The 25037-nt window shown below is 60.2% G+C and carries 25 protein-coding genes; 14 read left to right on the forward strand and 11 right to left on the reverse strand.

Features of this window, described 5'->3' with window-relative positions:
* Positions 1–20 precede the first annotated feature (20 nt).
* The 5 genes from AACY36_RS16135 to AACY36_RS16155 all read left to right on the forward strand — a co-directional run bounded on the left by AACY36_RS16135 (position 21) and on the right by AACY36_RS16155 (position 6060).
* Entirely contained in the window at positions 21–1646 is a 1626-nt protein-coding gene (locus AACY36_RS16135; protein ID WP_339497295.1) for an MFS transporter, read from the forward strand.
* 165 nt (positions 1647–1811) lie between these two features.
* Positions 1812–3761 (forward strand): DNA topoisomerase III, encoded by a 1950-nt coding sequence (locus tag AACY36_RS16140; RefSeq protein WP_339428084.1) that lies wholly within the window; start codon positions 1812–1814, stop codon positions 3759–3761.
* A 130-nt stretch (positions 3762–3891) separates the two neighbouring features.
* Positions 3892–4332, forward strand: coding sequence for a CBS domain-containing protein (locus tag AACY36_RS16145; RefSeq protein WP_339420123.1), 441 nt, complete (start codon positions 3892–3894; stop codon positions 4330–4332).
* 8 nt (positions 4333–4340) lie between these two features.
* Complete coding sequence (locus AACY36_RS16150; RefSeq protein ID WP_339420122.1) at positions 4341–5186, forward strand: NAD-dependent protein deacetylase; 846 nt, start codon at positions 4341–4343, stop codon at positions 5184–5186.
* Between the two features lie 544 nt (positions 5187–5730).
* Entirely contained in the window at positions 5731–6060 is a 330-nt protein-coding gene (locus tag AACY36_RS16155) for a hypothetical protein (RefSeq protein ID WP_339420121.1), read from the forward strand.
* Positions 6061–6121: 61 nt separating this feature from the next.
* On the opposite strand, the gene AACY36_RS16160 is transcribed toward AACY36_RS16155, so the two are convergent.
* Positions 6122–7027, reverse strand: coding sequence for a LysR family transcriptional regulator (locus AACY36_RS16160; RefSeq protein ID WP_339420119.1), 906 nt, complete (start codon positions 7025–7027; stop codon positions 6122–6124).
* A 189-nt stretch (positions 7028–7216) separates the two neighbouring features.
* On the opposite strand from AACY36_RS16160, the gene AACY36_RS16165 reads away from it, so the two are divergent.
* The 3 genes from AACY36_RS16165 to AACY36_RS16175 are packed head-to-tail and all read left to right on the forward strand — an operon-like array spanning position 7217 to position 9802.
* A complete protein-coding gene (locus AACY36_RS16165) occupies positions 7217–7915 on the forward strand; it encodes a CoA transferase subunit A (protein ID WP_339420117.1) in 699 nt (232 codons plus the stop codon).
* 34 nt (positions 7916–7949) lie between these two features.
* Positions 7950–8609: a CoA transferase subunit B gene (locus AACY36_RS16170; RefSeq protein WP_065872325.1), complete on the forward strand. Its 660-nt coding sequence runs from the start codon at positions 7950–7952 to the stop codon at positions 8607–8609.
* A gap of 11 nt (positions 8610–8620) precedes the next feature.
* Positions 8621–9802 (forward strand): acetyl-CoA C-acetyltransferase, encoded by a 1182-nt coding sequence (locus AACY36_RS16175; RefSeq protein ID WP_339420116.1) that lies wholly within the window; start codon positions 8621–8623, stop codon positions 9800–9802.
* A 103-nt stretch (positions 9803–9905) separates the two neighbouring features.
* Here AACY36_RS16175 and AACY36_RS16180 read toward each other — a convergent pair whose 3' ends face one another.
* The gene (locus AACY36_RS16180; protein ID WP_339420141.1) at positions 9906–10322 is read right to left on the reverse strand and encodes a PaaI family thioesterase; all 417 of its coding nucleotides are present in this window, start codon (positions 10320–10322) and stop codon (positions 9906–9908) included.
* A gap of 157 nt (positions 10323–10479) precedes the next feature.
* On the opposite strand from AACY36_RS16180, the gene AACY36_RS16185 reads away from it, so the two are divergent.
* Positions 10480–11274: a DUF4349 domain-containing protein gene (locus AACY36_RS16185; RefSeq protein WP_339420114.1), complete on the forward strand. Its 795-nt coding sequence runs from the start codon at positions 10480–10482 to the stop codon at positions 11272–11274.
* Here AACY36_RS16185 and AACY36_RS16190 read toward each other — a convergent pair whose 3' ends face one another.
* Positions 11275–12360 carry a DUF1615 domain-containing protein gene (locus tag AACY36_RS16190; RefSeq protein WP_339420113.1) on the reverse strand — a complete coding sequence of 362 codons (1086 nt, stop codon included), beginning with the start codon at positions 12358–12360 and terminating at the stop codon, positions 11275–11277.
* Between the two features lie 146 nt (positions 12361–12506).
* On the opposite strand from AACY36_RS16190, the gene AACY36_RS16195 reads away from it, so the two are divergent.
* Positions 12507–13121: a LysE family translocator gene (locus AACY36_RS16195; protein ID WP_339420112.1), complete on the forward strand. Its 615-nt coding sequence runs from the start codon at positions 12507–12509 to the stop codon at positions 13119–13121.
* Positions 13122–13240: 119 nt separating this feature from the next.
* Here the strand turns inward: AACY36_RS16195 and hemB are convergent, their stop codons facing one another.
* The 3 genes from hemB to AACY36_RS16210 all read right to left on the reverse strand — a co-directional run bounded on the left by hemB (position 13241) and on the right by AACY36_RS16210 (position 15873).
* Positions 13241–14215 (reverse strand): porphobilinogen synthase, encoded by a 975-nt coding sequence (gene hemB / locus AACY36_RS16200; RefSeq protein ID WP_339420111.1) that lies wholly within the window; start codon positions 14213–14215, stop codon positions 13241–13243.
* 114 nt (positions 14216–14329) lie between these two features.
* Positions 14330–15172, reverse strand: a complete 843-nt coding sequence (locus tag AACY36_RS16205) for a PhzF family phenazine biosynthesis protein (RefSeq protein ID WP_339420110.1) — start codon at positions 15170–15172, stop codon at positions 14330–14332.
* A 2-nt stretch (positions 15173–15174) separates the two neighbouring features.
* Entirely contained in the window at positions 15175–15873 is a 699-nt protein-coding gene (locus AACY36_RS16210; protein WP_339420109.1) for a glutathione S-transferase N-terminal domain-containing protein, read from the reverse strand.
* Positions 15874–16124: 251 nt separating this feature from the next.
* Between AACY36_RS16210 and AACY36_RS16215 the strand changes: the two genes are divergently transcribed.
* Positions 16125–16826, forward strand: coding sequence for a histidine phosphatase family protein (locus AACY36_RS16215; protein WP_339420108.1), 702 nt, complete (start codon positions 16125–16127; stop codon positions 16824–16826).
* A 44-nt stretch (positions 16827–16870) separates the two neighbouring features.
* Positions 16871–17926: a permease gene (locus tag AACY36_RS16220; protein WP_339420107.1), complete on the forward strand. Its 1056-nt coding sequence runs from the start codon at positions 16871–16873 to the stop codon at positions 17924–17926.
* 137 nt (positions 17927–18063) lie between these two features.
* Here the strand turns inward: AACY36_RS16220 and mnmH are convergent, their stop codons facing one another.
* From mnmH to AACY36_RS16240, 4 genes are all read right to left on the reverse strand, one after another.
* The gene (gene mnmH, locus AACY36_RS16225) at positions 18064–19161 is read right to left on the reverse strand and encodes a tRNA 2-selenouridine(34) synthase MnmH (RefSeq protein WP_339420105.1); all 1098 of its coding nucleotides are present in this window, start codon (positions 19159–19161) and stop codon (positions 18064–18066) included.
* Positions 19161–20195 (reverse strand): selenide, water dikinase SelD, encoded by a 1035-nt coding sequence (gene selD / locus AACY36_RS16230; protein WP_339420104.1) that lies wholly within the window; start codon positions 20193–20195, stop codon positions 19161–19163. The genes mnmH and selD overlap by 1 nt, the downstream gene beginning before the upstream one ends.
* Positions 20196–20289: 94 nt before the next feature.
* The gene (locus tag AACY36_RS16235) at positions 20290–21039 is read right to left on the reverse strand and encodes a TerC family protein (protein WP_339420103.1); all 750 of its coding nucleotides are present in this window, start codon (positions 21037–21039) and stop codon (positions 20290–20292) included.
* Positions 21040–21080: 41 nt separating this feature from the next.
* Positions 21081–21332: a hypothetical protein gene (locus AACY36_RS16240; RefSeq protein ID WP_339420101.1), complete on the reverse strand. Its 252-nt coding sequence runs from the start codon at positions 21330–21332 to the stop codon at positions 21081–21083.
* A 134-nt stretch (positions 21333–21466) separates the two neighbouring features.
* Here AACY36_RS16240 and nhaR point away from each other — a divergent pair, with 134 nt between their 5' ends.
* Positions 21467–22369 carry a transcriptional activator NhaR gene (nhaR, locus tag AACY36_RS16245; protein ID WP_339420099.1) on the forward strand — a complete coding sequence of 301 codons (903 nt, stop codon included), beginning with the start codon at positions 21467–21469 and terminating at the stop codon, positions 22367–22369.
* A gap of 4 nt (positions 22370–22373) precedes the next feature.
* On the opposite strand, the gene AACY36_RS16250 is transcribed toward nhaR, so the two are convergent.
* Complete coding sequence (locus AACY36_RS16250) at positions 22374–23531, reverse strand: MFS transporter (protein WP_339420097.1); 1158 nt, start codon at positions 23529–23531, stop codon at positions 22374–22376.
* Between the two features lie 239 nt (positions 23532–23770).
* Here AACY36_RS16250 and sstT point away from each other — a divergent pair, with 239 nt between their 5' ends.
* Complete coding sequence (sstT, locus tag AACY36_RS16255; RefSeq protein ID WP_339420096.1) at positions 23771–24991, forward strand: serine/threonine transporter SstT; 1221 nt, start codon at positions 23771–23773, stop codon at positions 24989–24991.
* Positions 24992–25037 lie beyond the last annotated feature (46 nt).

A 25037-nucleotide genomic window follows, 5' to 3' on the forward strand; every position in this document is an offset into this window, starting at 1 on the left:
ATCACTGTGAGGGCTAACCGATGTCAGAACATGCTCAACCCCTGGGCTCGGCGGTCACCACCGCCAGTACCCGCAACGACTCAAAGAAAGTCATCTTCGCCTCGTCCCTCGGGACGGTGTTCGAGTGGTATGACTTTTTCCTCTACGGCGCCCTGGCGGCGGTGATCAGCAAGCAGTTCTTTGCCGGGGTCAACGACACCACGGCGTTCATCTTTGCCTTGATGGCCTTTGCCGCCGGCTTTGTGGTGCGGCCGTTCGGTGCGTTGGTATTTGGCCGCTTGGGCGACATGATCGGGCGTAAATACACCTTTCTGGTCACCATCATTTTGATGGGCCTGGCGACCTTCTGCGTCGGGCTGCTGCCGACTTACGCCAGCATTGGCATTGCGGCACCGATCATTCTGATCCTGCTGCGCATGCTGCAAGGCTTGGCACTGGGCGGCGAATACGGCGGCGCGGCGACTTATGTGGCCGAGCATGCACCAGCCGGCAAACGCGGGCTCCACACCAGTTGGATTCAATCCACCGCGACCATCGGCTTGCTGCTGTCGCTGCTGGTGGTACTGGCCTGCCGTTACTTCACCGGTGACCAGTTCGAAGTCTGGGGCTGGCGGATTCCGTTCCTGTTTTCCATTGTGCTGCTGGGTATTTCCACGTGGATCCGCATGAGCCTGCATGAGTCGCCAGCGTTCCTGAAAATGAAAGAGGAAGGCAAGACCAGCAAGTCGCCGATCCGCGAGTCGTTCGGCAAATGGGAAAACCTCAAGGTGGTGCTGATCGCGCTGTTCAGCATCAACGGCGGGCAAGCAGTGACCTTCTACGCGTCCCAGTTCTACGTGCTGTTCTTCCTCACGCAGTTCCTGAAGATGGACCCTGCCCTGGCCAATATGCTGTTGATCATCAGCGTGGTGATTGGCGCGCCGTTCTTTATCTTCTTTGGCTGGCTGTCAGACAAGGTGGGGCGCAAGCCGGTGCTGATGCTCGGCCTGCTGCTGGCAACCGCGCTGTACTTCCCGATCTTCAAGAGCCTGGCGCACTACACCAACCCGGCAATGGACCAGGCCAGCCGCCAGGCCCCAATCACCGTACTGGCCGACCCGTCCACCTGTACTTTCCAGTTCGACCCGGTGGGCAAGGCGAAATTTGACAGCCCGTGCGACAAGGTCAAGACCTTCCTCGTCAAGCAAGGCCTGCCCTACAGCAGCGCTGCCGCAACGGCGGGCAGCCCGGTGCAGGTGAGTGTGGGCGACGTGAGTATCGATGGGTTTGACGAAAAAGCCCTGCGTGGCGCCGTGACCCTGGCCGGTTATCCGTCTTCGGCGGATATGGCCCAGGTCAACAAGGTGATGGTAGTGGTGCTGATCGTGGCGCTGATCCTGATCGCCGCCATGTGCTACGGCCCACTGGCAGCGCTGATGGTGGAACTGTTTCCGACGCGTATCCGCTACACCTCGATGTCGCTGCCCTACCACATTGGTAACGGCTGGTTTGGCGGGTTCCTGCCGACCGTATCGTTTGCCTTGGTGGTGTACACCGGCGATATCTTCTATGGCTTGTGGTACCCGGTGGTGGTGACCGGGGTGAGCCTGATTGTGGGGTTGATTTGCCTCAAAGAAACGCGGCACGTGGACATTGATAACAACTGAATAAGCTTCAAGGGGCAAGCGACAAGCAGCAAGTAAAAGCCAATGGGCTCTTTCTTGCAGCTTGTCGCTTGAAACCTTCAGCTGTACATCCATACAGATAATGGTTGCCGGAACGCCGCTTACTAAGCATCCTGCACAGCATCAACCCGATCTGATGTGATGACCATGCGGCTGTACCTCTGTGAAAAACCCTCCCAGGCCAAGGATATCGCGGCCGTGCTCGGCGCCAACCGGCGCGGCGATGGGTGCTGGCTGGGCAATGGGGTCACCGTCACTTGGTGCATCGGCCACCTGCTGGAAACCGCCCCGCCGGATGCCTACGACGCCAAGTACAAGCGCTGGGTGCTGGCCGACCTGCCGATCGTCCCGGAAAAATGGAAGATGCGGGTCAAGCCCAAGACCGCCAGCCAATTCAAGGCGGTCAAGCGTTTGCTGGGAGAAGCGCAGGCGTTGGTAATTGCCACCGACGCCGACCGTGAAGGCGAGATGATTGCGCGCGAACTGGTGGAGCATTGTCGCTATCGCGGGCCGATCCAGCGGCTGTGGCTGTCGGCGCTGGACGATGCCTCCATTCGCAAGGCCCTGGCGTCCCTCAAGCCAGGCACCGAGACTTTCAGCCTGTATCATTCGGCCCTGGGCCGCTCCCGCGCCGACTGGCTGATCGGCATGAACATGAGCCGCCTGTTTACATTGCTTGGGCGCCAGTCGGGTTATCAAGGCGTGCTGCCAGTAGGCCGCGTGCAAACACCGACCTTGCGCCTGGTCGTGGACCGCGACCGCAGCATTACCGACTTCGTACCGGTGGCTTACTGGGCCATCGATGTCGACCTGCACCATGAGCGCATGACCTTCACCGCCCAATGGCGTGCGGCCGAGGACACCTGTGATGACCAGGGCCGCTGCCTCAACCCGCAAGTGGCGCGGGACGCCGCTGATGCCATGCGCAATGCCGCCAGCGCACGGCTGGTGAAGTTGCGTACCGAGCGCATGCGCGAAGTGGCGCCCCTGCCCTTCGACCTGGGCACCCTGCAGGAAATCTGCTCCAAGAAACTCGGGCTCGGCGCGCAGGAAACCCTGGATATCGCTCAGTCGCTGTATGAAACGCACAAAGTCATCACCTATCCGCGCAGCGATTGCGGCTACCTGCCGGTAAGTCAGCACAGTGAAGCACCGAAGATCCTAGCCGCACTCGGGCGCGCCGATGCAGCGGTGAACGAGTTGATGCCGCATATCGATGCCCAGCGGCGCTCGCGGGCATGGAACGACGCCAAGGTGAGCGCCCACCACGGCATCATTCCTACCGGCGCCGGCAAGGACGTGGGTCAACTCTCCGGCAAGCATCGTGCGGTCTACACCTTGATTCGCGCGCGTTACCTGGCGCAGTTTCTGCCCAACCATGAATACGATCGTACCCAGGCGGATTTTGACTGTGCCGGCCAAGCGTTGCGCGCAGTGGGCAAAGTGGTGATCGAGCCTGGCTGGAAACGCGCCTTGCCCGAAGCCCTGGCGCCAGCCAAGGGACGTGAGGCGCCCGTCCCCCAAGCGCTGCCGACATTGGTGCAGGGCCAGGATTACGCGGTGGCCAAGGTCAACCTCAAGGACTTGTGGACCCAACCGCCCAAGCCCTTTACCGAAGGCGACCTGATCAAGGCAATGAAAAACGTCGCCAAGCTGGTGGAAGACCCGCTGCTCAAGCAAAAGCTCAAGGACACTACCGGTATTGGCACCGAAGCCACCCGCGCCGGGATTATCCAGGGCCTGCTGGACCGTGGTTACCTGGTGAAGAATGGCAAGGCGCTGTCGGCTACCCCGGCGGCATTCAGCCTGATCGACGCGGTGCCCCGCGCCATCGCCGACCCAGGCACTACCGCGATCTGGGAGCAGGCCCTGGATATGGTGCAAAGCGGCGAAATGAGCCTGGAGGAGTTCGTCGCCAAACAGGCAGCCTGGATGAGCAAGCAAGTCGCGCGCTGCAATGGCATGCGCATGACCATCACTGGCCCGGCCAGCCCGGCAGGCAAAGGCGCCGCGCCGTGGAAAAAGAAACGCAAAAGCGCGCCACGCAAAACCGCAGCCAGCCCCAAGCGGGCAAGAAAGCCGACAAATGCCGGGTAAACACCGAAAAAATCCGGCGAATGACGTTTTTCGACGGGTTTAACGCCGCTTTGGACCTTGCCCTCGCGCGGGCCGTCTAGGATTCTTAAGGAGACTTGGACTTCCTAACAACAACACCGGAGTGGCCGCCATGAAAACCGTTGCACAAGTGCTCAAAGCCAAGGACCAGAAAAACCAGGACGTCCATACCATCAAACATGACCATACCGTGTTTGAAGCACTGGTGCGGATGTCGGAGAAAAACGTCGGGGCCTTACCGGTCGTCCAGGATGGCGTGGTGGTAGGCATCATCAGTGAACGTGATTACGCACGCAAAATCATGCTTAAGGGACTATCGTCGGTCACCACAAAAGTCCATGAGGTGATGAGCTCTCCGGTGATAACCGTCGACACCCACAAGAGCGTCGATGAATGCATGAACATCATGACCGACAGTCACCTGCGCCACTTGCCTGTAGTGGAAGAAGGCAAACTGCTGGGCCTGCTGTCCATCGGTGACTTGGTGAAAGAAGCCATTGCCGAACAGGCTGACCTGATCAAACAGCTGGAGCAATACATCCGCGGCGAATAGGGGAACCCATGCTCGACACGCTGGAACATCAAGAGGATCACCTCGACACCCTGCACCGAGCCATGGCCGAACGGCGTTTTGTGGTGCTGACCGGTGCGGGGATCAGCACGTCGTCGGGCATTCCCGACTACCGCGACAGCGAAGGCGTGCGTCGAGGTAAAGCGCCAATGATGTATCAAGAGTTCCTCGCCACCCCGCAGGCGCGGCGCCGTTATTGGGCGCGGGCGATGCTCGGGTGGCCGAGGGTACGCATTGCGCAACCGAACAAGGCCCACCTGGCGCTGGCGACACTGCAGCATCGGGAGCGCGTCAGCGGTCTGATCACCCAAAACGTCGATACCCTGCATGATCAAGCCGGAAGCGATGAAGTGATCGAACTGCACGGCAGCCTGCACCGGGTACTGTGCCTGGATTGCCTGCAGCACAGCAGGCGTGATGTGATCCAGCACGTGATGGAAATCGAAAATCCCTACCTGGCCGGCGTCGATGCCGTGCAAGCGCCCGATGGCGACACCTTGCTGGACCCGGCCTTCGAAGAGCGCTTCCAGGTCCCCCGCTGCCCCCATTGCAACGGCGAACGCTTGAAGCCGGACGTGGTGTTTTTTGGCGAAAACGTAGCCCCGCCGACAGCGGCCAAGGCAATGGCTGCGGTGGAACATGCGGAAGGTTTGCTGGTAGTGGGTTCGTCGCTCATGGCCTATTCGGCGTTTCGTCTGTGCAAAGCGATGGTCGAGCAAGGCAAACCGGTGATCGCCATCAACCTGGGCAAGACTCGGGGGGATGAGCTGCTGCAGGCGAAGATCGAAGCGTCCTGCGAGCTGCTGTTGCCGTTATTGGCTGAACGATTGCAATAGCAAAAACACTGCAATTCAAAAATGTGGGGCGGGCGTGCTGGCTCCCCCATGGGTGATGCGGTGAATTAGCGACGGAAAGCCTACGACCCACCCTTCCAAAAAATGACGCCCAAGTCACGTTTCTCCGCATTACCCCGCCCCCACAACAAATTATGTAGTGACCAAAAATAATCACTACATAATCGTTGACGTAACGTTTTTGTCCTTGCATTATCGAGACGTCTCCCGGATCGGGAGCGTTGGCAACAAGTGTTTTGAAAGAGCTCGTCTGACCGCCGAGCTGTTTTTTCCGGATGTGCACTGCCCACAAGGCGGATTGATGAAGCTGACCGGCCGAGAGGATCGGTACAAGGAGCGCAAGTGCTGCTTGTCTTCGTTGAGAAAGCATTGCGTAGCAGTTCATCAGCAAGACTACATGCATCAGGTTCAAGACCCTGCCCGTATTCGGCAGACAGTCGCTGACGCCCGGTTTTCAAAACCGGAGACAACTAAGCAGTTTTAACGAATCAATTGATAGATCGCCAACTGGTCAAGGGGCTTACACATGAATCTGAACAACCAACCCACTATCGATGAATTGGCTGAGATGTTCGCAGCGCAAAAAGACACGCTCGACGACCATATCCTGTGGATTGGCAAATCGGGCGAAGTCCAAATTGACTGCCTGGCGCCCCATACCGAAGAAGCCGAGTTCGACCGCAATAACCGTGAACTGGCGGCACGCCTGAAGATGTACCGCCGTGGCCAGGGTTATGTTGGCAAGAAGGCTGCTGCCGATCGCAACTTTATCGAACAGGTCTTCCACACACTTAATACCGAATGGCAGAACCTCAACGGCCAATCGCAGATTAAAGTGATTGATAGATACTGCTGATAACACAGCCTTAAACATTTAAGCCCGCTCGTTAATTCGAGCGGGCTTTTTAATACGTGTTTTATAACAACGCGGGTAATCGTCCCTTCCCCGCCTCATCGCAAAAAATATCAAACAGCACCTGCGCTGCCGCCGAAAGTTCATGCCCTGGCTTGGTCAGCACCCCAATCGGCCGTTCAATCACCGGATTGCTCAAGGTGATGCAATGGGCACCCGCCTCGACCATCTGCCGCGCGCACAATGCAGGTACGGCACTGACACCCAAACCATTCGCCACCATCTTGCCCACTGTCGCCAGTTGATGGCTCTCCAGTGCTACGGGCAACTTCATCTGCAAGGCGCCCAGGTGTTCTTCCAGCATCACCCGCACCGTCGAAGGCCGTTGCAGCGTAATGAACGGCTGCTCCAGCAGGGTTTTCCAATCGATTTCTGTGCATTGCGCCAAGACTGAGTCACCCGGCACAACCGCAATAAACCGGTCCAGGTACAGCGGGGTAAACGCCAACGATGATCCTTCGGAGGGCTCGAATGCCACGCCCAGCTCCACCTGGCGATCGCGGACCATCTCCAGCACCTGCTCATTGATCAAGTCATGCACGGTCACATTTACCTGAGGGTAACGCGCGCGGAATATTTTCAGGATCGGCGGCAGCAAATTGCCGGCAAACGACGGCATCGCCGCCACCGTGACGCGCCCGCGCTGCAAGGTGAAGCGCTGGCGCAGTTCGTCTTCGGCGTTGTCCCAGTCGGCAATCAGTCGGCGCGCCAGGGGCAACAGGGATTCGCCTTCAGGGGTCAACGCAACGTTACGCGTATTGCGACTGAACAGGCGCCCGCCCAACCCTTCTTCCAGCCCCTTGATGGTCAGGCTCAGCGCCGATTGGGAAAGATGCAGGCGCTCGCAGGCGGCGGCAAAACTCAGGCTCTGGGCCACGGCGAGAAACGCCCTCATCTGTTTAACGGTCATGGGTAAGCTCCAAGTGACAAGTTGAAAGCTGCAAGTTAAAGCGGCCGCTGACTAGGCTTGAAGCTTGCGGCTTGAAGCTAATTATTCTGTTTTCTAAATCAATCAACCTAAAAAAACAACTTAACAAATCAATCCGTCAGAGCAACACTCGGTTCATTGGCTGGCCCACAAACAATAATAGAGGTGCATATGGCAGGTTTCGATAAACGCGTGGCGTCCTACGAGGAAGCATTGGCAGGCCTTGAAGACGGCATGACCGTCCTCTCCGGCGGTTTTGGCCTGTGCGGCATTCCGGAAAACCTCATCGCCGAGATCAAGCGCAAAGGCACCCGCAACCTGACCGTGGTTTCGAACAACTGCGGCGTCGACGGTTTTGGCCTGGGCGTGCTGCTGGAAGAAAAGCAGATCAGCAAAGTGATCGCGTCCTACGTCGGTGAAAACGCCTTGTTCGAGAAGCAATTGCTCAGCGGCGAAATAGAAGTGGTGCTGACCCCCCAAGGCACCCTGGCCGAGAAAATGCGCGCAGGCGGCGCCGGCATCCCAGCCTTCTTTACCGCCACCGGCGTCGGCACCCCGGTTGCCGAGGGCAAGGAAACCCGCGAATTCAACGGTCGCCCGTACCTGATGGAAGAATCCATCACCGGTGACTTCGCCATCGTCAAAGGCTGGAAAGCCGACCATTTCGGCAACGTCATCTACCGCCACACCGCCCAGAACTTCAACCCGCTGGCAGCCACCGCCGGCAAGATCACCGTGGTCGAAGTCGAGGAAATCGTCGAACCGGGCGAGCTGGACCCGGCGCAGATCCACACCCCTGGCATCTACGTCGACCGGATCATCTGCGGCACGTTCGAGAAGCGCATCGAACAGCGCACCGTGCGCAAATAATCCGCCTCCAGCCCGAACAATAAGGACTCATAAAATGGCTCTTACCCGCGAACAAATGGCTCAACGCGTCGCCCGCGAAATGCAGGACGGTTTCTACGTCAACCTCGGCATCGGCATTCCGACCCTGGTGGCCAACTACATTCCCGAAGGCATGGAAGTCATGCTGCAATCGGAGAACGGCCTGCTCGGCATGGGCCCGTTTCCAACCGAAGACACCATTGACGCCGACATGATCAACGCCGGCAAGCAAACCGTCACCGCACGCATCGGTGCGTCGATCTTCTCCTCCGCCGAGTCCTTCGCGATGATTCGCGGCGGCCACGTCGACCTTACCGTGCTCGGCGCATTTGAAGTGGACGTACAGGGCAACATCGCCTCGTGGATGATCCCCGGCAAGCTGGTCAAAGGCATGGGCGGTGCCATGGACCTGGTGGCCGGTGCAGAAAACATCATCGTGATCATGACCCACGCGTCCAAGGATGGTGAATCCAAGCTGCTCAGCCAGTGCAGCCTGCCGCTGACCGGTGCGAACTGCATCAAGCGTGTGCTGACTGACCTGGCGTACCTGGAAATAGAAAATGGCGCTTTTGTCCTCAAGGAACGCGCACCTGGCGTCAGCGTGGAAGAGATTGTGAGCAAGACCGCCGGTAAACTGATCGTCCCGGACCACGTTCCAGAAATGCACTTCCAGTGAGGACAGAGCTCATGCAAGACGTCGTGATTGTTGCTGCCACCCGCACCGCCGTTGGCAGCTTCCAGGGTTCGCTGGCGAATATCCCGGCCCCCGAACTGGGCGCCGCCGTGATCCGTCGCTTGTTGGAACAGACCGGCCTGGACCCGGCCGAAGTGGATGAAGTGATCCTCGGCCAGGTGCTCACCGCGGGCAGCGGCCAGAACCCGGCGCGCCAGGCCTCGATCCTCGCCGGCCTACCCCATGCGGTGCCAAGCCTGACCTTGAACAAGGTCTGCGGCTCTGGCCTCAAGGCCCTGCACCTGGGCGCCCAAGCCATCCGTTGCGGTGACGCCGAGGTCATCATTGCCGGCGGCATGGAGAACATGAGTTTGGCCCCGTACGTACTGCCCGCCGCGCGCACTGGTTTGCGCATGGGCCATGCCAAGATGCTCGACAGCATGATCACCGACGGCCTGTGGGACGCGTTCAACGACTACCACATGGGCATTACCGCCGAGAATCTGGTCGATAAGTACGGCATCAGCCGTGAAGCCCAGGATGCGTTCGCCGCCGCCTCACAGCAAAAAGCGACTGCTGCGATCGAAGCCGGCCGCTTTGTGGATGAGATCACCCCGATCCTGATTCCCCAGCGCAAAGGCGACCCGGTAGCCTTCGCCGTGGACGAACAGCCGCGCGCCGGCACCACCGCCGAGTCCCTGGCCAAGCTCAAACCTGCTTTCAAGAAAGACGGCAGCGTCACCGCCGGCAACGCGTCCAGCCTGAACGATGGCGCTGCTGCGGTGCTGCTGATGAGTGCCGCCAAAGCCAAGGCCCTCGGCCTTCCGGTCTTGGCGCGCATCGCCAGCTACGCCAACGCCGGCGTCGACCCGGCCATCATGGGTATCGGCCCAGTCTCGGCCACCCGCCGCTGCCTGGACAAAGCCGGTTGGGGCCTGGGCGACCTGGACCTGATCGAAGCCAACGAAGCCTTCGCCGCGCAATCCCTGGCGGTAGGCAAAGAACTGGAATGGGACGCCAACAAGGTCAACGTCAACGGCGGCGCCATCGCCATCGGCCATCCGATTGGCGCCTCAGGCTGCCGCGTGCTGGTGACCCTGCTGCATGAAATGATCAAACGCGACGCCAAGAAAGGCCTGGCGACGCTGTGCATCGGCGGCGGCCAAGGCGTGGCCCTCGCTCTCGAACGCAACTGATTCAAAGAGCAACAGGGAGGAGGCTCGGTTCCACGAAAACCGGGCCTTTTCTTTTCGCGGTACGCCTGAAAAAACACAGTTCAAATGTGTGCGGGCTTGCTCGCTAGCTACTGCGCGGCACCGCAAACACCGCACTCGCCCGCGCCACCACCTTCTCCCCCACCTGCAGGCTCACCGTGGCAAACGCCATCTGCCGCCCGCGTTTGTGATGTTCCATGCGCACCACGATCCACTCCCCAACCTGCACCGCCCCCAGGTAATCCAAGGTCATGCTCGCGGTAATCAGCGGCAGTGGCGGCTCAATGGAAAACGCCATCGCGTAGCCCATGCCGACATCTGCCAAGGTCGCCAACACGCCGCCATGCACCGTGCCGCGTCCATTGGCGTGGCGATTGTCGGCACGCAGGGCGATTTCCAGGTGCACGCCGTCACCCCGGCAATACGCCGGGCCAAGCAGATCAAGCAATGGGCTGCTGCGGGGCAGCGAAACGAAACCTTCGGGCACTGAGTGGGCGATCATGGCGAACGCTTCCTTGAACTGAAGATTGAGGTGTACGCCACGCCACAAGCAGCGGCCATTACCATCCATCACGCAAATCCCCCGCGATGCTTTGCGTTAATCCACCAGACCCGCTTTAATCGCCGTAAAATCCCCCCGTACCCCGCAAGGAACAGCAATGCGCCATCTGGACGGCAAGCCCCATCCGCTTCGCACCGGCTTAATAATCTTGGTCGCCGGCCTGGCCCTGGTTGGCTGCTCGCCCAAGGACCACTCCCGCGCCAGGGTGATCAACGGCGAGCAGAGCCGTGCCGGTGCGCAATTGGCCTACGAGCACGAGCTGAGCCTGGCCCTGCCCGGCGCCCTGCTCGCGCCGCGCATGCAGGCGACACGCGAGGCCTGCGAAACAGCACGCTTTGGCGCGTGCAATATCCTGGGCATCACCGAAGACGGCAACGGTGGCCAGATCATTCTGCGTATCGCGCCGACGGGTGTGGAGTCGATGGTCGCGATGGCCGCTGAAGGTGGCAAACTCGGCCAACGCATCACCACCGCCGAGGACCTGGCCGATGCGGTCGCCGACTTACGCCGCCGGCAGGACCGCCTGCTGGCCCAGCAACAACGCCTGGATGAATTGGCCAAACGCAAGGACATCACGGTCAGTGACCTGATCGCCCTGAGCAAGGAACAGGCGGGTATAGAGAACGAATTGCAGGCGCTCGCCCAAGTCGCTGCCGGCCAGCAACGCCGTCTCGACACCAACCGCGTGACCCTGAACTTCCGTTCCCTTGACGGCGCGAACCAGCCGTCACGGTTCAGTCGGATGTTCAGCAACCTGGGGGACAATATGGTCGAGGGCACTGCCGACGCCCTGGAACGCTCAAGCTATGTGCTGCCGTTCGTGATCCTGGCGTTCCCGGTGGTGTGGTTGTGGGTGTGGCTGTGGCGCCGCTTTGTCAAACGCCGCATCTGATCAGCGCTTCATGCAACGCTGATACCGCTCATCCACCCGCTTGGCAAACCACGCCGTCGTCAGGTTGCGGGTGATCTTCGGACTCTTGAGCACGATGCCCGGCAGGATCGCCCGTGGCATCGGCTTGCCGGCGGCTTTGTCCGCGAGTGCGAACACGCGTTTGTACAGAGCGGTCTCTTCAAAATCCAGTTGCTTACCCTGATCCAGCTGGCTGCGGATGCTCGGATTGCGCATATCCAGCTTCGCGCCCAGGGAACGCACTGCCAACTCGGTGGTGCCGGGTAGCAATGAGCCGTACCGTATCAAATCCCCATCCAGCGCCAACTCGGTGCCCGAGGCACGGCTGACGGCGGCCTGGAACGCGGCATTGCGACTGGCATACCAACCGGCATTGAAGTCGGCGAAGCGGTACACAGGCTGGTCATAGTTCACCGGGTAACCCAGCAAATGCGCGATACCGAAGTACATGCCGCCACGGCGGGTGAAGACTTCACGGCGAATAGTGCCGTCCACCGTGTAGGGATAACCCCGTGCCTGTTTCTGCGCAAAGTCGATGCTGACCTGCATCGGGCCTGCGGTATGCACCGGGTTGAAACCACCGAATAACGTGTTGCCCAGGGGCACCATGCTGATGAAGTCATCAAAGATGCCACTCAGGTCCCTCTCCGTGCGTGCGGCGCTCAGGCGATCGGCGTATGTGCTGCCCGTGGGCGAGCGCAATTGAAGTGCGCTGCGTACGAAAAAGGCTGGCACATGGACCTTACCGGCACGCCGCAGGATTTCATCCTGGGCGATCTTGCCCATGTTCGGCACGGGCGGATCGACTTGGTAAGTGGATTCCTGTTCGGTCACCGCCAGCACGGCGCAGATATTTTCCGTACTGGGGTAGATTTTCTGGGTGTCGAAGGCGGTGTAGATGTCCTGGGCCCAACCGTTGCGGTCCGAGACGTTAGCCGGCAGCAAGCGCACGATCTGCGCCTTCACCTCAGCCTCGCTGCGCTCCGGCTGTTGCGGGTTGCGGGTTGTAGAGCAACCGGCCAGCACCAGCAACGTGGCAAGGCACAGGATCAGGCGGCTTGAATACATGGGGTTTCCTTGGATGACGGCGGGCCGGGCGTTGCAGATATCGACCGGTAAGTCTAACCAGGGTTCGCCGCGCTGGCGTGCTCGCCAGGCAATCACAAACGTGACAGGATCTGTCATCGACCATTCTTACACGGCGTTTGAATGCCATGCTCAGCCTGAACTTCCTCATCACCTGCCTGATCGTCGTGCTGATTCCCGGCACCGGCGTGATTTTTACCGTGTCCACAGGCCTCACCGCCGGCAAGCGCGCCAGTGTGTTCGCCGCGCTGGGCTGTACCGCCGGGATCATTCCCCACTTACTGGCTTCGATTCTTGGTCTGTCCGCCCTATTGCACACCAGTGCATTAGCGTTCGATACGCTCAAGTACGCAGGCGTCGCCTACCTGTTGTACGTGGCATACGCCACTTGGCGGGATCGCTCGGCGTTTGCGGTCAGCGACACCCCTGCGCTTTCAAGTGCACGGACCCTGATGTTGCGCGGCCTGTTGATGAACATTCTCAACCCGAAGCTGACCATTTTCTTCCTGGCCTTCCTGCCCCAGTTCGTCACGCCAGGCAGCACGGCCCCTGCCCTGCAAATGCTGGTGCTGAGTGCTGTATTCATGGCGATGACGTTTGCGGTGTTCGTGATGTATGGCCTGCTGGCCAATGTGTTTCGCCGCGCAGTGATCGAGTCGCCACGGGTGCAGAATTGGCTGCGCCGCAGTTTCGCGGCGGCCTTTGCGGGGTTGGGCTTGAACCTGGCGTTTGCGCAGCGCTGATAAACACTGCAATCAAACAATGTGGGCTTGCCCGCGATGGCAGTGGGTCAGCTGAATATTTGCAACTGACCCACTGTCATCGCGGGCAAGCCCACACACATTTAGACTTGCGGTGTTTTCTAGATCCCGGCCAGTGCCAGGTCCATCGCGAAGTAGGTGAAGATCAAATCCGCACCCGCGCGCTTGATCGACCCCAAGGTCTCACGCACCACACGATCCTCATCAATCGCGCCAGCCTGGGCGCCGAACTTAATCATCGCGTACTCGCCACTGACCTGATAAGCCGCCACCGGCAAACGCGAGGCTTCGCGGATATCGCGGATGATATCGAGGTAGGCGCCGGCCGGCTTGACCATCAACGCATCGGCACCTTCCTGTTCGTCCAGCAGCGATTCGCGCACGGCTTCGCGGCGGTTCATTGGGTTCATCTGGTAGCTTTTGCGGTCCCCCTTGAGCGCGCTGCCGCCGGCTTCGCGGAACGGGCCGTAGAGGGCCGAGGCGAATTTGGTGGAGTAAGCCATGATCGGGAGGTGGGTGAAACCGGCGTCGTCCAAGGCGCGGCGGATTGCCTGGACCTGACCGTCCATCGCTGCCGAAGGGGCGATCACATCAGCGCCCGCACGGGCAGCGGCCACGGCTTGCTTGCCGAGGTTGACCAGCGTCGCGTCATTGTCGACATGCGCACCGTGCATCACGCCGCAGTGGCCATGGTCGGTGTATTCACAGAAGCAAGTGTCGGACATCACGATCATTTCCGGCACCGCGTCCTTGATGATCGAGGACATGCGCGAAACCAGGCCGCGTTCTTTCCAGGTGTCGCTGCCGTTGGCGTCCAAGTGGTGGGACACGCCAAAGGTCATCACCGACTTGATGCCGGCACGCGCATAGCGCTCGATTTCACCGGCCAGTTTTTTCTCGGGGATGCGTAACACGCCCGGCATGCTGGTGATGGGCACGAAGTCGTCGATTTCTTCTTCGACGAAAATCGGCAGTACCAAGTCGTTGAGGGTGAACTCGCTTTCCTGAAACAAGCCACGCAGCTCCGGGGAGCGGCGCAGGCGGCGTGGACGGGCTTGGGGGAACTGGCTGGTCATGGCAATCCTGGATAAAGGTCAAAACTTTGGGGCGAAGCTTATGCCCCCAGGCACCGGCAACACAAACCCGGAGGGCCCAATAGTGTATTGCGAGGGCCGTAACAATTTATTGATCTAGAGCTGTAAACGCCCTTCGATACACACCGCCACAGCGCCACCCACCCAGATTTCCTCACCCTGGCGTTCAATGCGAATACGCCCCGCACGCCCCAGCGCAGTGCCCTGGCTGACCATATAGCGCTCAGGCGCCAGGCCTTCGGCCAGCAGCCATTGCGCGACACCGGCATTCAAGCTGCCGGTGGCGGGGTCTTCCGGGGCGCCGTCGCCCGCGATAAAGGCGCGAACTTCAAATTGCGCATCCACGTCGTCCCTCGCGGGATCACAGGGGGCGATCACACCCACGGCCAAACCGAGCAGTTGTGAGTAATCCGGTTGCAGATCCAGCACCTGATTGCGATCAGCCAGCATCACTGCCAACCATCCCGCGCCGTTGTCGACCCACTGGCTACGCAGGATGGCCTCTGGCGCCAAGCCCAACGCCAGGCGAACGCGCTCTATGACAGGCGCTTCCACCGGCCCGGCGCGCAACAAAGGCGGTGCGATAAACGCCAGCTCATCATGCTGGCGACGGATACGCACCAAGCCGATTTCGCACTCTTGGATTATTTCCTCACCTTTGGGAATACCGCCCGCCTGCAGCCATGCGTGGCAACTGCCCAGTGTCGGATGCCCGGCAAAAGGCAGTTCCTGCAAGGTCGTGAAAATCCGCACCCGGTAGTCCGCCTCGGGGTCGCGCGGGGTCAGCAGGAACGTGGTTTCGCTCAGGTTGGTCCAGTTGGCAAAGTCCGCCATCTGCTGGTCGGTCAGGCTATCGGCGCCGAACACCACCGCCAATGGGTTGCCTTTGAGCGAAACGCTGCTGAAGACATCCAGCTGTTTGAAATCGAAAGTCGGCATGCTCAGCTCGGAATACTAAGGCCACGGATCACCGCCGGCCGCGCGACGAAACCGTCCAGCGCGCGCAGTACATTGGGGAAGTCGGCGATGCCCACCAGGTCACCGGACTCGTAGAAACCGATCAGGTTGCGGATCCACGGGAAGGTGGCGATGTCGGCGATGCTGTAGTTGTCACCCATGATCCAGGTGCGGCCCAGCAGGCGTTTTTCCAACACGTCCAGCAGGCGCCTGGATTCGGCAGCGTAACGGTCGCGGGGGCGCTTGTCTTCGTAGGCTTTGCCGGCAAATTTATTGAAAAACCCCAACTGGCCAAACATCGGGCCGATGCCCCCCATCTGAAACATCAGCCACTGAATCGTTTCATAGCGGGTGGCGGGGTCTTCGGAGAGCAGTTGGCTGGTTTTTTCCGCCAGGTAGATCAGGATCGCGCCGGACTCGAACAGCGCCAGTGGCTGGCCGCTGGGACCATCGGGGTCGATGATCGCGGGGATCTTATTGTTGGGGTTCAGGGACAGGAACTCGGGAGACAACTGGTCCTGGGTCTCGAAGCTGATTTTATGCGCTTCGTAAGGCAGCCCCAGCTCTTCGAGCATGATCGAGACTTTTACCCCGTTGGGTGTCGGCAGCGAGTACAGCTGCAAGCGCTCGGGATGCTGGGCGGGCCATTTGCTGTTGATCGGGAAGGCAGCGAGTGAGTTCATCGGGGAGCTCCTGAACAGAAAGGCTCCATGATAGACATCTGTTCTGTGTCCTGCATGGGTCATCAATACGCAACAACCGCTGGCTATTATCCCGTCTGGGCGAACCAATAGGCCCTCGCGCACTCTTAAGTGCGCTTAAACGGTGAACGGAGGCGAACCGCAATACTGACAGGGAACACCGCAGGACGCCGGATGCGTCACTGGGGCCGGGCTTGTCCGCCTTAATCCGATGCACTGAAGACTCGACAATAATGACCATCAAGCCGTTGTGCCTTGCGCTACGCCTAAAACGATATTCATACATCATGTTGCCGCTGTTGCTCGTAGGCGGCGCTATCGGCCTGACCCTGGAATCGCGCGTCAGTAGGGCCGAACAGGTGAACGGCGTACAAACCCTGGTGTTCCTGCGCCATGGTGAAAAACCGGCAGGCGGCCTGGGCCAACTCAATTGCCAAGGCCTCAACAGAGCAATGAACCTGGCCACCCTGCTGCCGGAAAAATTCGGCAATGCCGACTTCGTATTTGCGGCCAACCCCACACGTAATGTGGAGGAAGGTGAGCTGGACAATTCCTACAGCTACATTCGCCCCCTGATGACCATCAGCCCCAGCGCGATCAAGCTCGGCCTGCCGGTCAACATCAAATTTTCCGCGAACGACACCAGCGCCCTCGCCGATGAGCTGGTGGAAGACAAGTACCACAACGCCACGATTTACACCGCTTGGTCCCACGGCTATCTGCCGGAGTTGATCAACAAGGTGGCGAGTGAAGCGTCGGGCGAAAAGCACACCATCACCGACGATTGGTCGGGCAGCGACTACGACACCCTGTATGTGCTGACGCTGACCTGGCACAACGGCAAGGCCTCGCTGCTGAGCCGCAACTACAAGCAAGGCTTGAACAACGGTGAACAGACCTGTCCGAACCCCACGCAGGTGAGTGCCGATAGCTGACAGCGTATGATACGCCGCTATCGACTCACCTGCGGATCATCCCCATGCCTAACCTCACTTCCTCCCAGCCCAACCGGGGCTGGTCTATCTGGTGGAAACCTGCACTGTTCCTGCTGGTAGCCTGCGTTGGCCTCTACTATGTGAAGTGGTCCCCCTACTACCTCAAGGCCTTCGTTGCCGCCGATAACCACAGCATCGGCGCCTCGATTCTCAACGATCAACAACGCTCGCCATTGGCGGCGGCGCTGGCCTATGCCCAGGTGTATTTCCTGGCGATCTGGAAGGCCGCTGTGCTGGCGGTGATTCTTGGCTCATTGCTGCAAGTGCTGATCCCCCGCGACTGGTTGCTGCGCCTGTTTGGCCGCGCCGGACTGGGCTCCACCCTGCGCGGCGGGCTGTTTGCTTTGCCGGGGATGATGTGCAGTTGCTGTGCGGCGCCGGTCGCGGCGGGTATGCGGCGTCAGCAAGTATCGGTGGGGGCCGCGCTGGCATTCTGGATCGCCAACCCGGTGTTGAACCCGGCCACCCTGGTGTTCATGGGTTTTGTCCTGGGCTGGGGCTTTACCGCCCTGCGGCTGGTGGCGGGGATTGTGCTGGTGGTGGGTGTCTCTCTCGTGGCGCAGCGCATTGCGCGGTCTGAACAGGTGCCGGCAGCCGCACTGGATGCGATAGCCGAGGTCAATATTGTCGACTCGCAACCGTTCCTGAGCCGCTGGTTACGCACCCTGTGGCAGCTGTTTTGGAGCACAATTCCGATCTATATCCTGGCGGTGCTGGTCCTGGGCGCGGCGCGAGTCTGGCTATTCCCCCATGTGGACGGCGCCATGACCAACAGCCTGATGTGGCTGGTGCCACTGGCAATCGTCGGCACGCTGTTTGTGATTCCGACCGCCGCAGAGATTCCCATCGTACAAACCATGATGACCCTGGGCATGGGCACCGGCCCGGCCGTGGCGTTGCTGATGACCCTGCCCAGCGTGAGCCTACCGTCGCTGCTGATGCTGCGTAAGGACTTTGATGCAAGGGTGCTGATTACGGTGGCCGGGTTGACCATGCTGGCGGGGGTGGTGTGTGGGCTGATCGGGGCGCTCATCCTGTAGTTATTCAGTGGGGCTGATGGCCCTTTCGCGAGCAAGTCGAATCGTCGCCCCCCCACGCGCCCATCCAGACCGCGTTTACCCTGTAGGAACACGGTCAACATGTGGGAGTGACTTGCTCGCGAATAGGCCCTTGAATATCACCCATTCACCCTGTTACGCAGATACTCCACTACTGCCCTCTGCTCTCCCGCGAACTCGACCCGCGCGCCTTTGCTCTCCCGCTGAAACGCATACATCGGGTCGTAATACTCGCGCAACAAGGCTTCGATCCACACGCGATGCAAATCCACTGCACCGCTACGCGCCTGTTCCGCCAGCGCGTCCTGCAGGATCGCCTGCAGCCGCTGGAAGCGCTCCCCACCCAGGCGTTTGTGGATGTTGGCCAGGCTCTGGGTCAGACGCCCGGCAAACACCGCGTGGCCCTGCTCGCCAAACAGCGCGATGAACTCGGCACACAGGTCCACCACGTAATCGCGCAAGATGCGCTCGACCCGCCCTTCGACGCTGTCCTCAAGCCATACCATCGGATACGTCTGCATGCCTTTGTACAACGGCAACGGCAGCGCGCAACTGCCGATCATGCGGCTTTCGTCCTCGATCACGAACTGCTGGACCCCCCCTGCGCGTTTTTTCAGCAGGTCCACCGCCAAGCGGTTTTCAAAGTCGATGTTGGACGGCTGCGCCGTGGCGCGCTTGCCGAAGCTGGAACCACGATGGTTGGCATGGTTTTCCAGGTCCAGGGCATTGTGTAACTGGCCGAGCACCTCGGTCTTGCCAGTGCCGGTCATGCCGCCGAGCAATACGAAATCACACTGCGTTGCCGCTTGCTCGAGCGTCTCCAGCAAAAAGGTGCGCATGGCTTTGTAACCGCCGCCCACACGCGGGTACTCAATGCCCACCTCAGTCTTGAGCCATTGCTGCACGATCTGCGAGCGCAAACCACCGCGAAAACAATACAGGTAGCCATGGGGATTGGTCTTCGCGAACAGCGCCCACTGATCGATGCGTTCAGCCTTGATTGCCCCGGACACCAGCTCGTGGCCCAGCACGATTGCGGCCTGCTGGCCTTGCTGTTTGTAGCAGGTACCGACCCGCTGACGCTCGTTATCGCTCATCAGCGGCAGGTTGACTACACCCGGGAAGGCACCTTTGACGAACTCTACCGGCGCGCGGGTATCCATCATCGGTCGGTCATTGAGGAAGATATCGCGGTAGTCGGTGATGTCAGCGGCCATCAAAACACCTCTACCGCGTGGGTCTGTCGCTCAACCAGTTCGCCGATAGGCTCAAGGGCCAGGCCCAGTTCGGCGGCGGCGACATGAAACTCGGCGTCACCCTCGGGGGTGACCGCGATCAACAGGCCACCGCTGGTCTGTGGGTCACACAGCACACGCTTATGCAACTCCTGCAGGCGCCCGAGCCTGGCGGAGTAACTGTCGAAGTTGCGCAGGGTGCCACCCGGCATGCAACCTTGATCCAGGTAGTCCTCAATCCCCGGCAGACGTGGGACTTTGTTGTATTCGATGCGGGCCGTCAGGCGGCTGCCGTCGGCCATTTCCACCAGATGGCCCAGCAAGCCGAAACCGGTGACATCGGTCATCGCCGTGACACCCGTCAATTTGCCGAAACGGCTGCCAGGTGTGTTCAGCGTACACATCCAGTCACGCGCCAGGCCGATATCCGCCTCACGCAGTTTGCCCTTCTTCTCAGCGGTGGTCAGGATGCCGATGCCCAGGGGTTTGGTGAGATAAAGCCGGCAACCCACGGTTGCGGTGTCATTGCGTTTCATATGGCGCTTTTGCACGATGCCGGTGACGGCCAGCCCGAAGATCGGCTCCGGGGCATCGATGGAGTGGCCCCCCGCCAGTGGGATTCCGGCTTCGTCGCACACGGAACGGCCGCCACGGATCACTTCCCGGGCAATCTCCGGTGCCAGTACATTGACCGGCCAGCCGAGAATGGCGATGGCCATCAGCGGGTCACCGCCCATGGCGTAGATGTCGCTGATGGCGTTCGTCGCTGCAATCCGCCCGAAGTCGAAGGGATCATCGACAATCGGCATGAAAAAGTCAGTGGTGGAGACCACGCCGCGCTCATCGTCGATGGCGTACACCGCTGCATCATCGCGCGAAGCGTTGCCCACCCACAGCTTGGGGTCGAGGTTCTGCGCGCCGCTGCCGGCAAGGATCACCTCCAATACCTGGGGCGATATCTTGCAGCCACACCCCGCGCCATGGCTGTACTGGGTAAGACGAATCGGCTCGTTCATGTATGACCTCACGCTATCAAGTGCGCGAATTCTAACAGACAGCAAAAGGCCGGCTGAGCTCTTGTGAGCGCAGCCGGCCTTTTGGTTTCAGCCGTTACTGCCGGGCCGCCAGCAAACGCTTGTGGCGGTTGCGCCTGGCAATGTTCAGACATTCGATGGCCGCGGAGAACGCCATGGCCGCGTAAACGTAGCCTTTAGGCACATGGGCACCAAAGCCTTCGGCGATAAGGGTCATACCGATCATGATCAGGAAGCCCAGGGCCAACATCACCACGGTCGGGTTATCGTTGATGAACTTGGCCAACGGCTCGGCCGCCACCAGCATCACGATCACCGAGGTCACCACGGCAATGATCATGATCGGCAAGTGCTCGGTCATGCCCACAGCGGTGATGATGCTGTCGATGGAGAACACCAGGTCAAGCAACAGGATCTGCCCGATGGCCGCGGCGAAACCGATGGCTACCGTATTGCCGACGCTGGCCTTCTCTTCGGGCTCGGGGTCCATGCTGTGATGGATCTCGGTGGTCGCCTTCCACACCAGGAACAGGCCACCGGCGATCAGGATCATGTCCTTCCACGAGAACCCCTGACCGAGTACTTCGAATACCGGCGTGGTCAGTTGCACGATAAACGCGATGGTGCTCAACAGGCCCAGGCGCAATATCAACGCCATGCTGATACCAATGCGCCGTGCCTTGGCCCGATGCTTCTGCGGCAGCTTGTTGGTGAGGATCGAGATAAAGATCAGGTTATCGATGCCAAGCACGATTTCCATGACGATCAAGGTGGCCAGGGCAACCCAGGCGGTGGGGCTGGCAGCCAGCTGTAACAGGTAATCCATAGGTCAGTCCTGACGTTGTACGGGAAATTAAGTGCGGGCAGTTAGGCTTCTTTACTGTTCGATTCTGATGCTTTCTCTTCCTGATCATCCTTCTTCTGCGGGGTGATCAGGCCGTTTGTCGCTTCACTCAATGCCTGTTCGGCGGCTTTGTGGGTGTCATCGATCGCTTGCTTGGCCGACTCGGTAGCCTTGCCCAACACTTGCTGGGCGCTTTTTTCGACCTGATCGCAACCGCTGATCACTACCAATGAAAGCGCAAGCAACGATGCCGCGCCCAGAAAATTGAGTTTCATGACGTATTCCTCGTTAGAACCATTGGGTCCAAATAGTGGCCCCGCGATAGCGAGGCATTCTATGCAGGAGAACAGTTCAGGAAAATTCGTATTTTCCCCGCGTATACTTCGCTTTTTACGAAGTGATGGCCGCCATGCTCAATTACCGACAACTGCACTACTTCTGGGTGGTGGCCAAGACTGGCAGCATCGTGCGCGCCTGTGAGCAGCTTAACCTCACGCCCCAGACCATCAGCGGGCAGATCAGCCTGCTTGAGCAGACCTTTGGTGTCGCGCTGTTTCAGCGCGTCGGTCGCCAGTTGGAGCTGACTGAAGCCGGGCGCCAGGCTTTGCCGTATGCCGAGCAGATGTTCCAGACCGGTAATGAATTGGAAGCCATGCTGCGCGCACAACCCGACGAACAACAGATCCAGTTTCGCGTCGGGGTGGCGGACGTGGTGCCCAAATCCATCGTCTACCGGCTGATCGCGCCGACCATGGAGCTGAGCGAGCCGATCCGCATCACGTGCCGCGAGGACAAACTCGAACGCCTGCTGGCTGACCTGGCAATCCAGCGCCTGGACCTGGTGATTTCCGACAGCCCCATGCCGACGCACCTGGATATCAAAGGCTACAGCCAGAAGCTGGGAGAATGTGGCATCAGTTTTTTCGCCACCCAAGCCTTGGCTGACAGATATAGCGGCGACTTCCCACACTGCCTGCATGGCGCACCACTATTGATTCCAGGTGCGGAAACCGTCGTGCGCAGCCGTTTGCAGCGCTGGTTTGCCGAGCAACAGATTCAACCACGGATCATCGGTGAATTCGATGACAGCGCCTTGATGCAGGCGTTTGGCCAGTCCGGCAGCGGCATCTTCATCGCCCCCAGCGTGATCGCCGATGAGGTGGTGCGCCAGTACGGCGTTGCACTGATTGGCCAGACCGTGGCGGTGACCGAGTCCTTCTACGCGATCTCGGTGGAACGCAAGGTCAAGCACCCCGGCATCGTGGCGATTACCGAAGGTGCTCGGCGGGAGTTGTTTACCCCCCCGTCCTGACGGATCAGGCGTTGGAGGCGACCGGTTGCTTGGCGGTCATCAGCCACAATGCCAGCAGGATCGACACCAGGATAAACCCGGACGCCGCAAAACCCAGGCTGCCCAGGCCGAGTGTGTCGATCACATGGCCGCCGACCAGCGCCCCCAGGCCGATCCCCAGATTGGCCCCGGCAATATTCAGCGACGCAGCAAACGCAGGCGCATGGGGCGCGGCTTTCATCAGTCGTACATGGCTGACCAGGAACATCGCCGCCTGGGTCACGCCCCACACCGCCATCGCCGCCGCCAGGCCGACGGTGGAGTGAATCGCCGGCACCAGTGCCACCATGCCGGCGATCATGAAGCCGCAGAACAGCATGGACGCGATCAACGGATGGCGATCCACCGCGCGCCCACCCAACGAATTGCCAATCAAACCGACCGCGCCAAAGCCCATCAAGCACCAGCCCACCAACGTGCCATCGAACCCGGCCAGGCGCTCAAGGATGTCTGCCAGGTAGGTGTAAGCGGTGAACATGCCGCTGAACACCAGGATCGACAGCAGGATATGGCCCTGCATCAGCGGGTTGCGCAGGATCTTGAATTGCGAGCGCAACGTCACTTCATCGTGCTTCGGCGCCGTCACTGGCAGGTAGATAAACAACAACAAGGCCTTGGCCACCGCCACCACCGCAAGAATGGCAAACGCGCTGCGCCAGCCGAACATGTCGGAAATCAGCGTGCCCACCGGAATGCCGAACACCGTGGCGCAGACGATACCGAAGCCAATCTTCTCGATGGCGCGCCCAGCGAACTCGGGGCCGACGATGTCCACCGCCGTTTCGCTGGCGAGCGCCCAGAACACCGGCAAACCCAGCGCCGGAATCAACCGCGCCACCGCCATCACCCAGATGTTCGGTGCCAGTGCCGCCACGGTATTGGCCACGCCAAACATGATCAAAATGCTGATAAACAGCCGCTTGCGTGGGAAACGCGCGCAATAGGCCGTCAGAAACGGGCCGAACGCCGCCACGGTGAACGCAAACAACGTCACCAGCAGCCCGGCCTGGGACACGCTGACATTCAGGTCGCGGGCGATGGACGGCAATAGGCCGACGATGACGAATTCTGTGGTCAGCACAGTAAAGCCAGCGGCCGACAGGAGCAGAATGGGAAACAGCATGAAAACTCCAGAAACAACGACATCAACGACAACCCGGAGGGCTCGCTGAAGGATAGGAAACGTGAGAGGCCGGAATCTTAACAGAGTCTGTCGGGCTGGGCGAAAACCGAAGAACGCGGGTGACGGAATGCCGCACCGGCAGGGACATTTCCTACAGCATGCTAGACTCCGCGCCTGCTTCCTACACCCTCCCTGCTTGCAATGCTGCGCCCCACTAAAAAAACTAGAGACAACTGCTTATGACTGCTGCCCCTTCCCTCCTGCAACGACTAGCGCGCGTCAGCCTGGTCACGCAAATCGTCATTGGCCTGATCGCGGGCATTCTGCTGGCCTTGCTGCTGCCCGAGGCGGCGAAAGCCACCGGGTTTATCGGCAAGATGTTCGTCGCGGCGCTCAAGGCTGTTGCACCGATCCTGGTGTTTGTGCTGGTGATGGCGTCGATCGCCAACCACAAGCATGGCCAGGAAACCCATATCAAACCGATTCTGTTCCTGTACCTGCTGGGCACGTTTGCCGCTGCAGTGGTGGCCGTGATCGCCAGCACACTGTTCCCCTCGCCACTGGTACTCGCCACCCACGATGCGACGCTCAGTGCCCCAGGTGGTATTGGCGAGGTGTTGCAAGGCTTGTTGCTGAGTGTGGTGGACAACCCGATCAGCGCACTGATGAATGCCAACTTTATCGGCATCCTGGCCTGGGCCATCGGCATGGGCATTGCCATTCGCCATGCGGGCGAAACCACCCGCACGGTGCTGGATGACTTGTCCAACGGGGTCACGCTGATTGTGCGTGTAGTGATCCGCTTTGCGCCGCTGGGCATTTTCGGCCTGGTGGCCTCGACCCTGGCCACTTCCGGTTTTGGCGCCCTGCTCGGCTATGCCCACCTGCTGGTGGTGCTGATCGGTTGCATGCTGTTTGTGGCGCTGGTGATCAACCCGGCCATCGTGTTCTGGAAACTGCGTCGCAACCCTTACCCGCTGGTGCTGCTGTGCCTGCGTGAAAGCGGGATCACCGCGTTCTTCACCCGCAGCTCGGCAGCGAATATCCCGGTCAACCTGGCGTTGAGCAAGCGCCTGGGCCTGCATGAAGACACTTACTCGGTGTCGATCCCGCTCGGTGCCACCATCAACATGGCCGGTGCCGCGACCACCATCACCGTGCTGACCCTGGCCGCCGTGCACACCTTGGGCATTGCCGTCGACCTGCCTACCGCAGTGCTGCTCAGCGTGGTTGCAGCCATCTGCGCCTGCGGCGCATCCGGGGTCGCGGGCGGTTCGCTGCTGTTGATCCCGCTGGCGTGCAGCCTGTTTGGCATTCCCAGTGAAATCGCGATGCAGGTAGTGGCCGTAGGCTTCATCATCGGCGTGCTGCAGGATTCGGCGGAAACAGCGCTCAACTCCTCTACCGACGTGCTGTTCACCGCAGCTGCATGCCTGGGCAAAGAAGAACAACCGGCTTAAACGCCGCGCATAAAAAAACCGGGGCGGTTCTTGAATGAACCGCCCC

Source organism: Pseudomonas sp. EA_15y_Pfl1_P101, assembly GCF_963970835.1.
GTDB lineage: Bacteria > Pseudomonadota > Gammaproteobacteria > Pseudomonadales > Pseudomonadaceae > Aquipseudomonas > Aquipseudomonas tritici.

Bases quoted from the DNA above. Each gene is read 5' to 3' on its own strand.
- AACY36_RS16135 (WP_339497295.1), top strand. From the start codon at position 21: ATGTCAGAACATGCTCAACCCCTGGGCTCGGCGGTCACCACCGCCAGT.
- AACY36_RS16140 (WP_339428084.1), top strand. From the start codon at position 1,812: ATGCGGCTGTACCTCTGTGAAAAACCCTCCCAGGCCAAGGATATCGCG.
- AACY36_RS16145 (WP_339420123.1), top strand. From the start codon at position 3,892: ATGAAAACCGTTGCACAAGTGCTCAAAGCCAAGGACCAGAAAAACCAG.
- AACY36_RS16150 (WP_339420122.1), top strand. From the start codon at position 4,341: ATGCTCGACACGCTGGAACATCAAGAGGATCACCTCGACACCCTGCAC.
- AACY36_RS16155 (WP_339420121.1), top strand. From the start codon at position 5,731: ATGAATCTGAACAACCAACCCACTATCGATGAATTGGCTGAGATGTTC.
- AACY36_RS16160 (WP_339420119.1), bottom strand. From the start codon at position 7,027: ATGACCGTTAAACAGATGAGGGCGTTTCTCGCCGTGGCCCAGAGCCTG.
- AACY36_RS16165 (WP_339420117.1), top strand. From the start codon at position 7,217: ATGGCAGGTTTCGATAAACGCGTGGCGTCCTACGAGGAAGCATTGGCA.
- AACY36_RS16170 (WP_065872325.1), top strand. From the start codon at position 7,950: ATGGCTCTTACCCGCGAACAAATGGCTCAACGCGTCGCCCGCGAAATG.
- AACY36_RS16175 (WP_339420116.1), top strand. From the start codon at position 8,621: ATGCAAGACGTCGTGATTGTTGCTGCCACCCGCACCGCCGTTGGCAGC.
- AACY36_RS16180 (WP_339420141.1), bottom strand. From the start codon at position 10,322: ATGATCGCCCACTCAGTGCCCGAAGGTTTCGTTTCGCTGCCCCGCAGC.
- AACY36_RS16185 (WP_339420114.1), top strand. From the start codon at position 10,480: ATGCGCCATCTGGACGGCAAGCCCCATCCGCTTCGCACCGGCTTAATA.
- AACY36_RS16190 (WP_339420113.1), bottom strand. From the start codon at position 12,360: ATGTATTCAAGCCGCCTGATCCTGTGCCTTGCCACGTTGCTGGTGCTG.
- AACY36_RS16195 (WP_339420112.1), top strand. From the start codon at position 12,507: ATGCTCAGCCTGAACTTCCTCATCACCTGCCTGATCGTCGTGCTGATT.
- hemB (WP_339420111.1), bottom strand. From the start codon at position 14,215: ATGACCAGCCAGTTCCCCCAAGCCCGTCCACGCCGCCTGCGCCGCTCC.
- AACY36_RS16205 (WP_339420110.1), bottom strand. From the start codon at position 15,172: ATGCCGACTTTCGATTTCAAACAGCTGGATGTCTTCAGCAGCGTTTCG.
- AACY36_RS16210 (WP_339420109.1), bottom strand. From the start codon at position 15,873: ATGAACTCACTCGCTGCCTTCCCGATCAACAGCAAATGGCCCGCCCAG.
- AACY36_RS16215 (WP_339420108.1), top strand. From the start codon at position 16,125: ATGACCATCAAGCCGTTGTGCCTTGCGCTACGCCTAAAACGATATTCA.
- AACY36_RS16220 (WP_339420107.1), top strand. From the start codon at position 16,871: ATGCCTAACCTCACTTCCTCCCAGCCCAACCGGGGCTGGTCTATCTGG.
- mnmH (WP_339420105.1), bottom strand. From the start codon at position 19,161: ATGGCCGCTGACATCACCGACTACCGCGATATCTTCCTCAATGACCGA.
- selD (WP_339420104.1), bottom strand. From the start codon at position 20,195: ATGAACGAGCCGATTCGTCTTACCCAGTACAGCCATGGCGCGGGGTGT.
- AACY36_RS16235 (WP_339420103.1), bottom strand. From the start codon at position 21,039: ATGGATTACCTGTTACAGCTGGCTGCCAGCCCCACCGCCTGGGTTGCC.
- AACY36_RS16240 (WP_339420101.1), bottom strand. From the start codon at position 21,332: ATGAAACTCAATTTTCTGGGCGCGGCATCGTTGCTTGCGCTTTCATTG.
- nhaR (WP_339420099.1), top strand. From the start codon at position 21,467: ATGCTCAATTACCGACAACTGCACTACTTCTGGGTGGTGGCCAAGACT.
- AACY36_RS16250 (WP_339420097.1), bottom strand. From the start codon at position 23,531: ATGCTGTTTCCCATTCTGCTCCTGTCGGCCGCTGGCTTTACTGTGCTG.
- sstT (WP_339420096.1), top strand. From the start codon at position 23,771: ATGACTGCTGCCCCTTCCCTCCTGCAACGACTAGCGCGCGTCAGCCTG.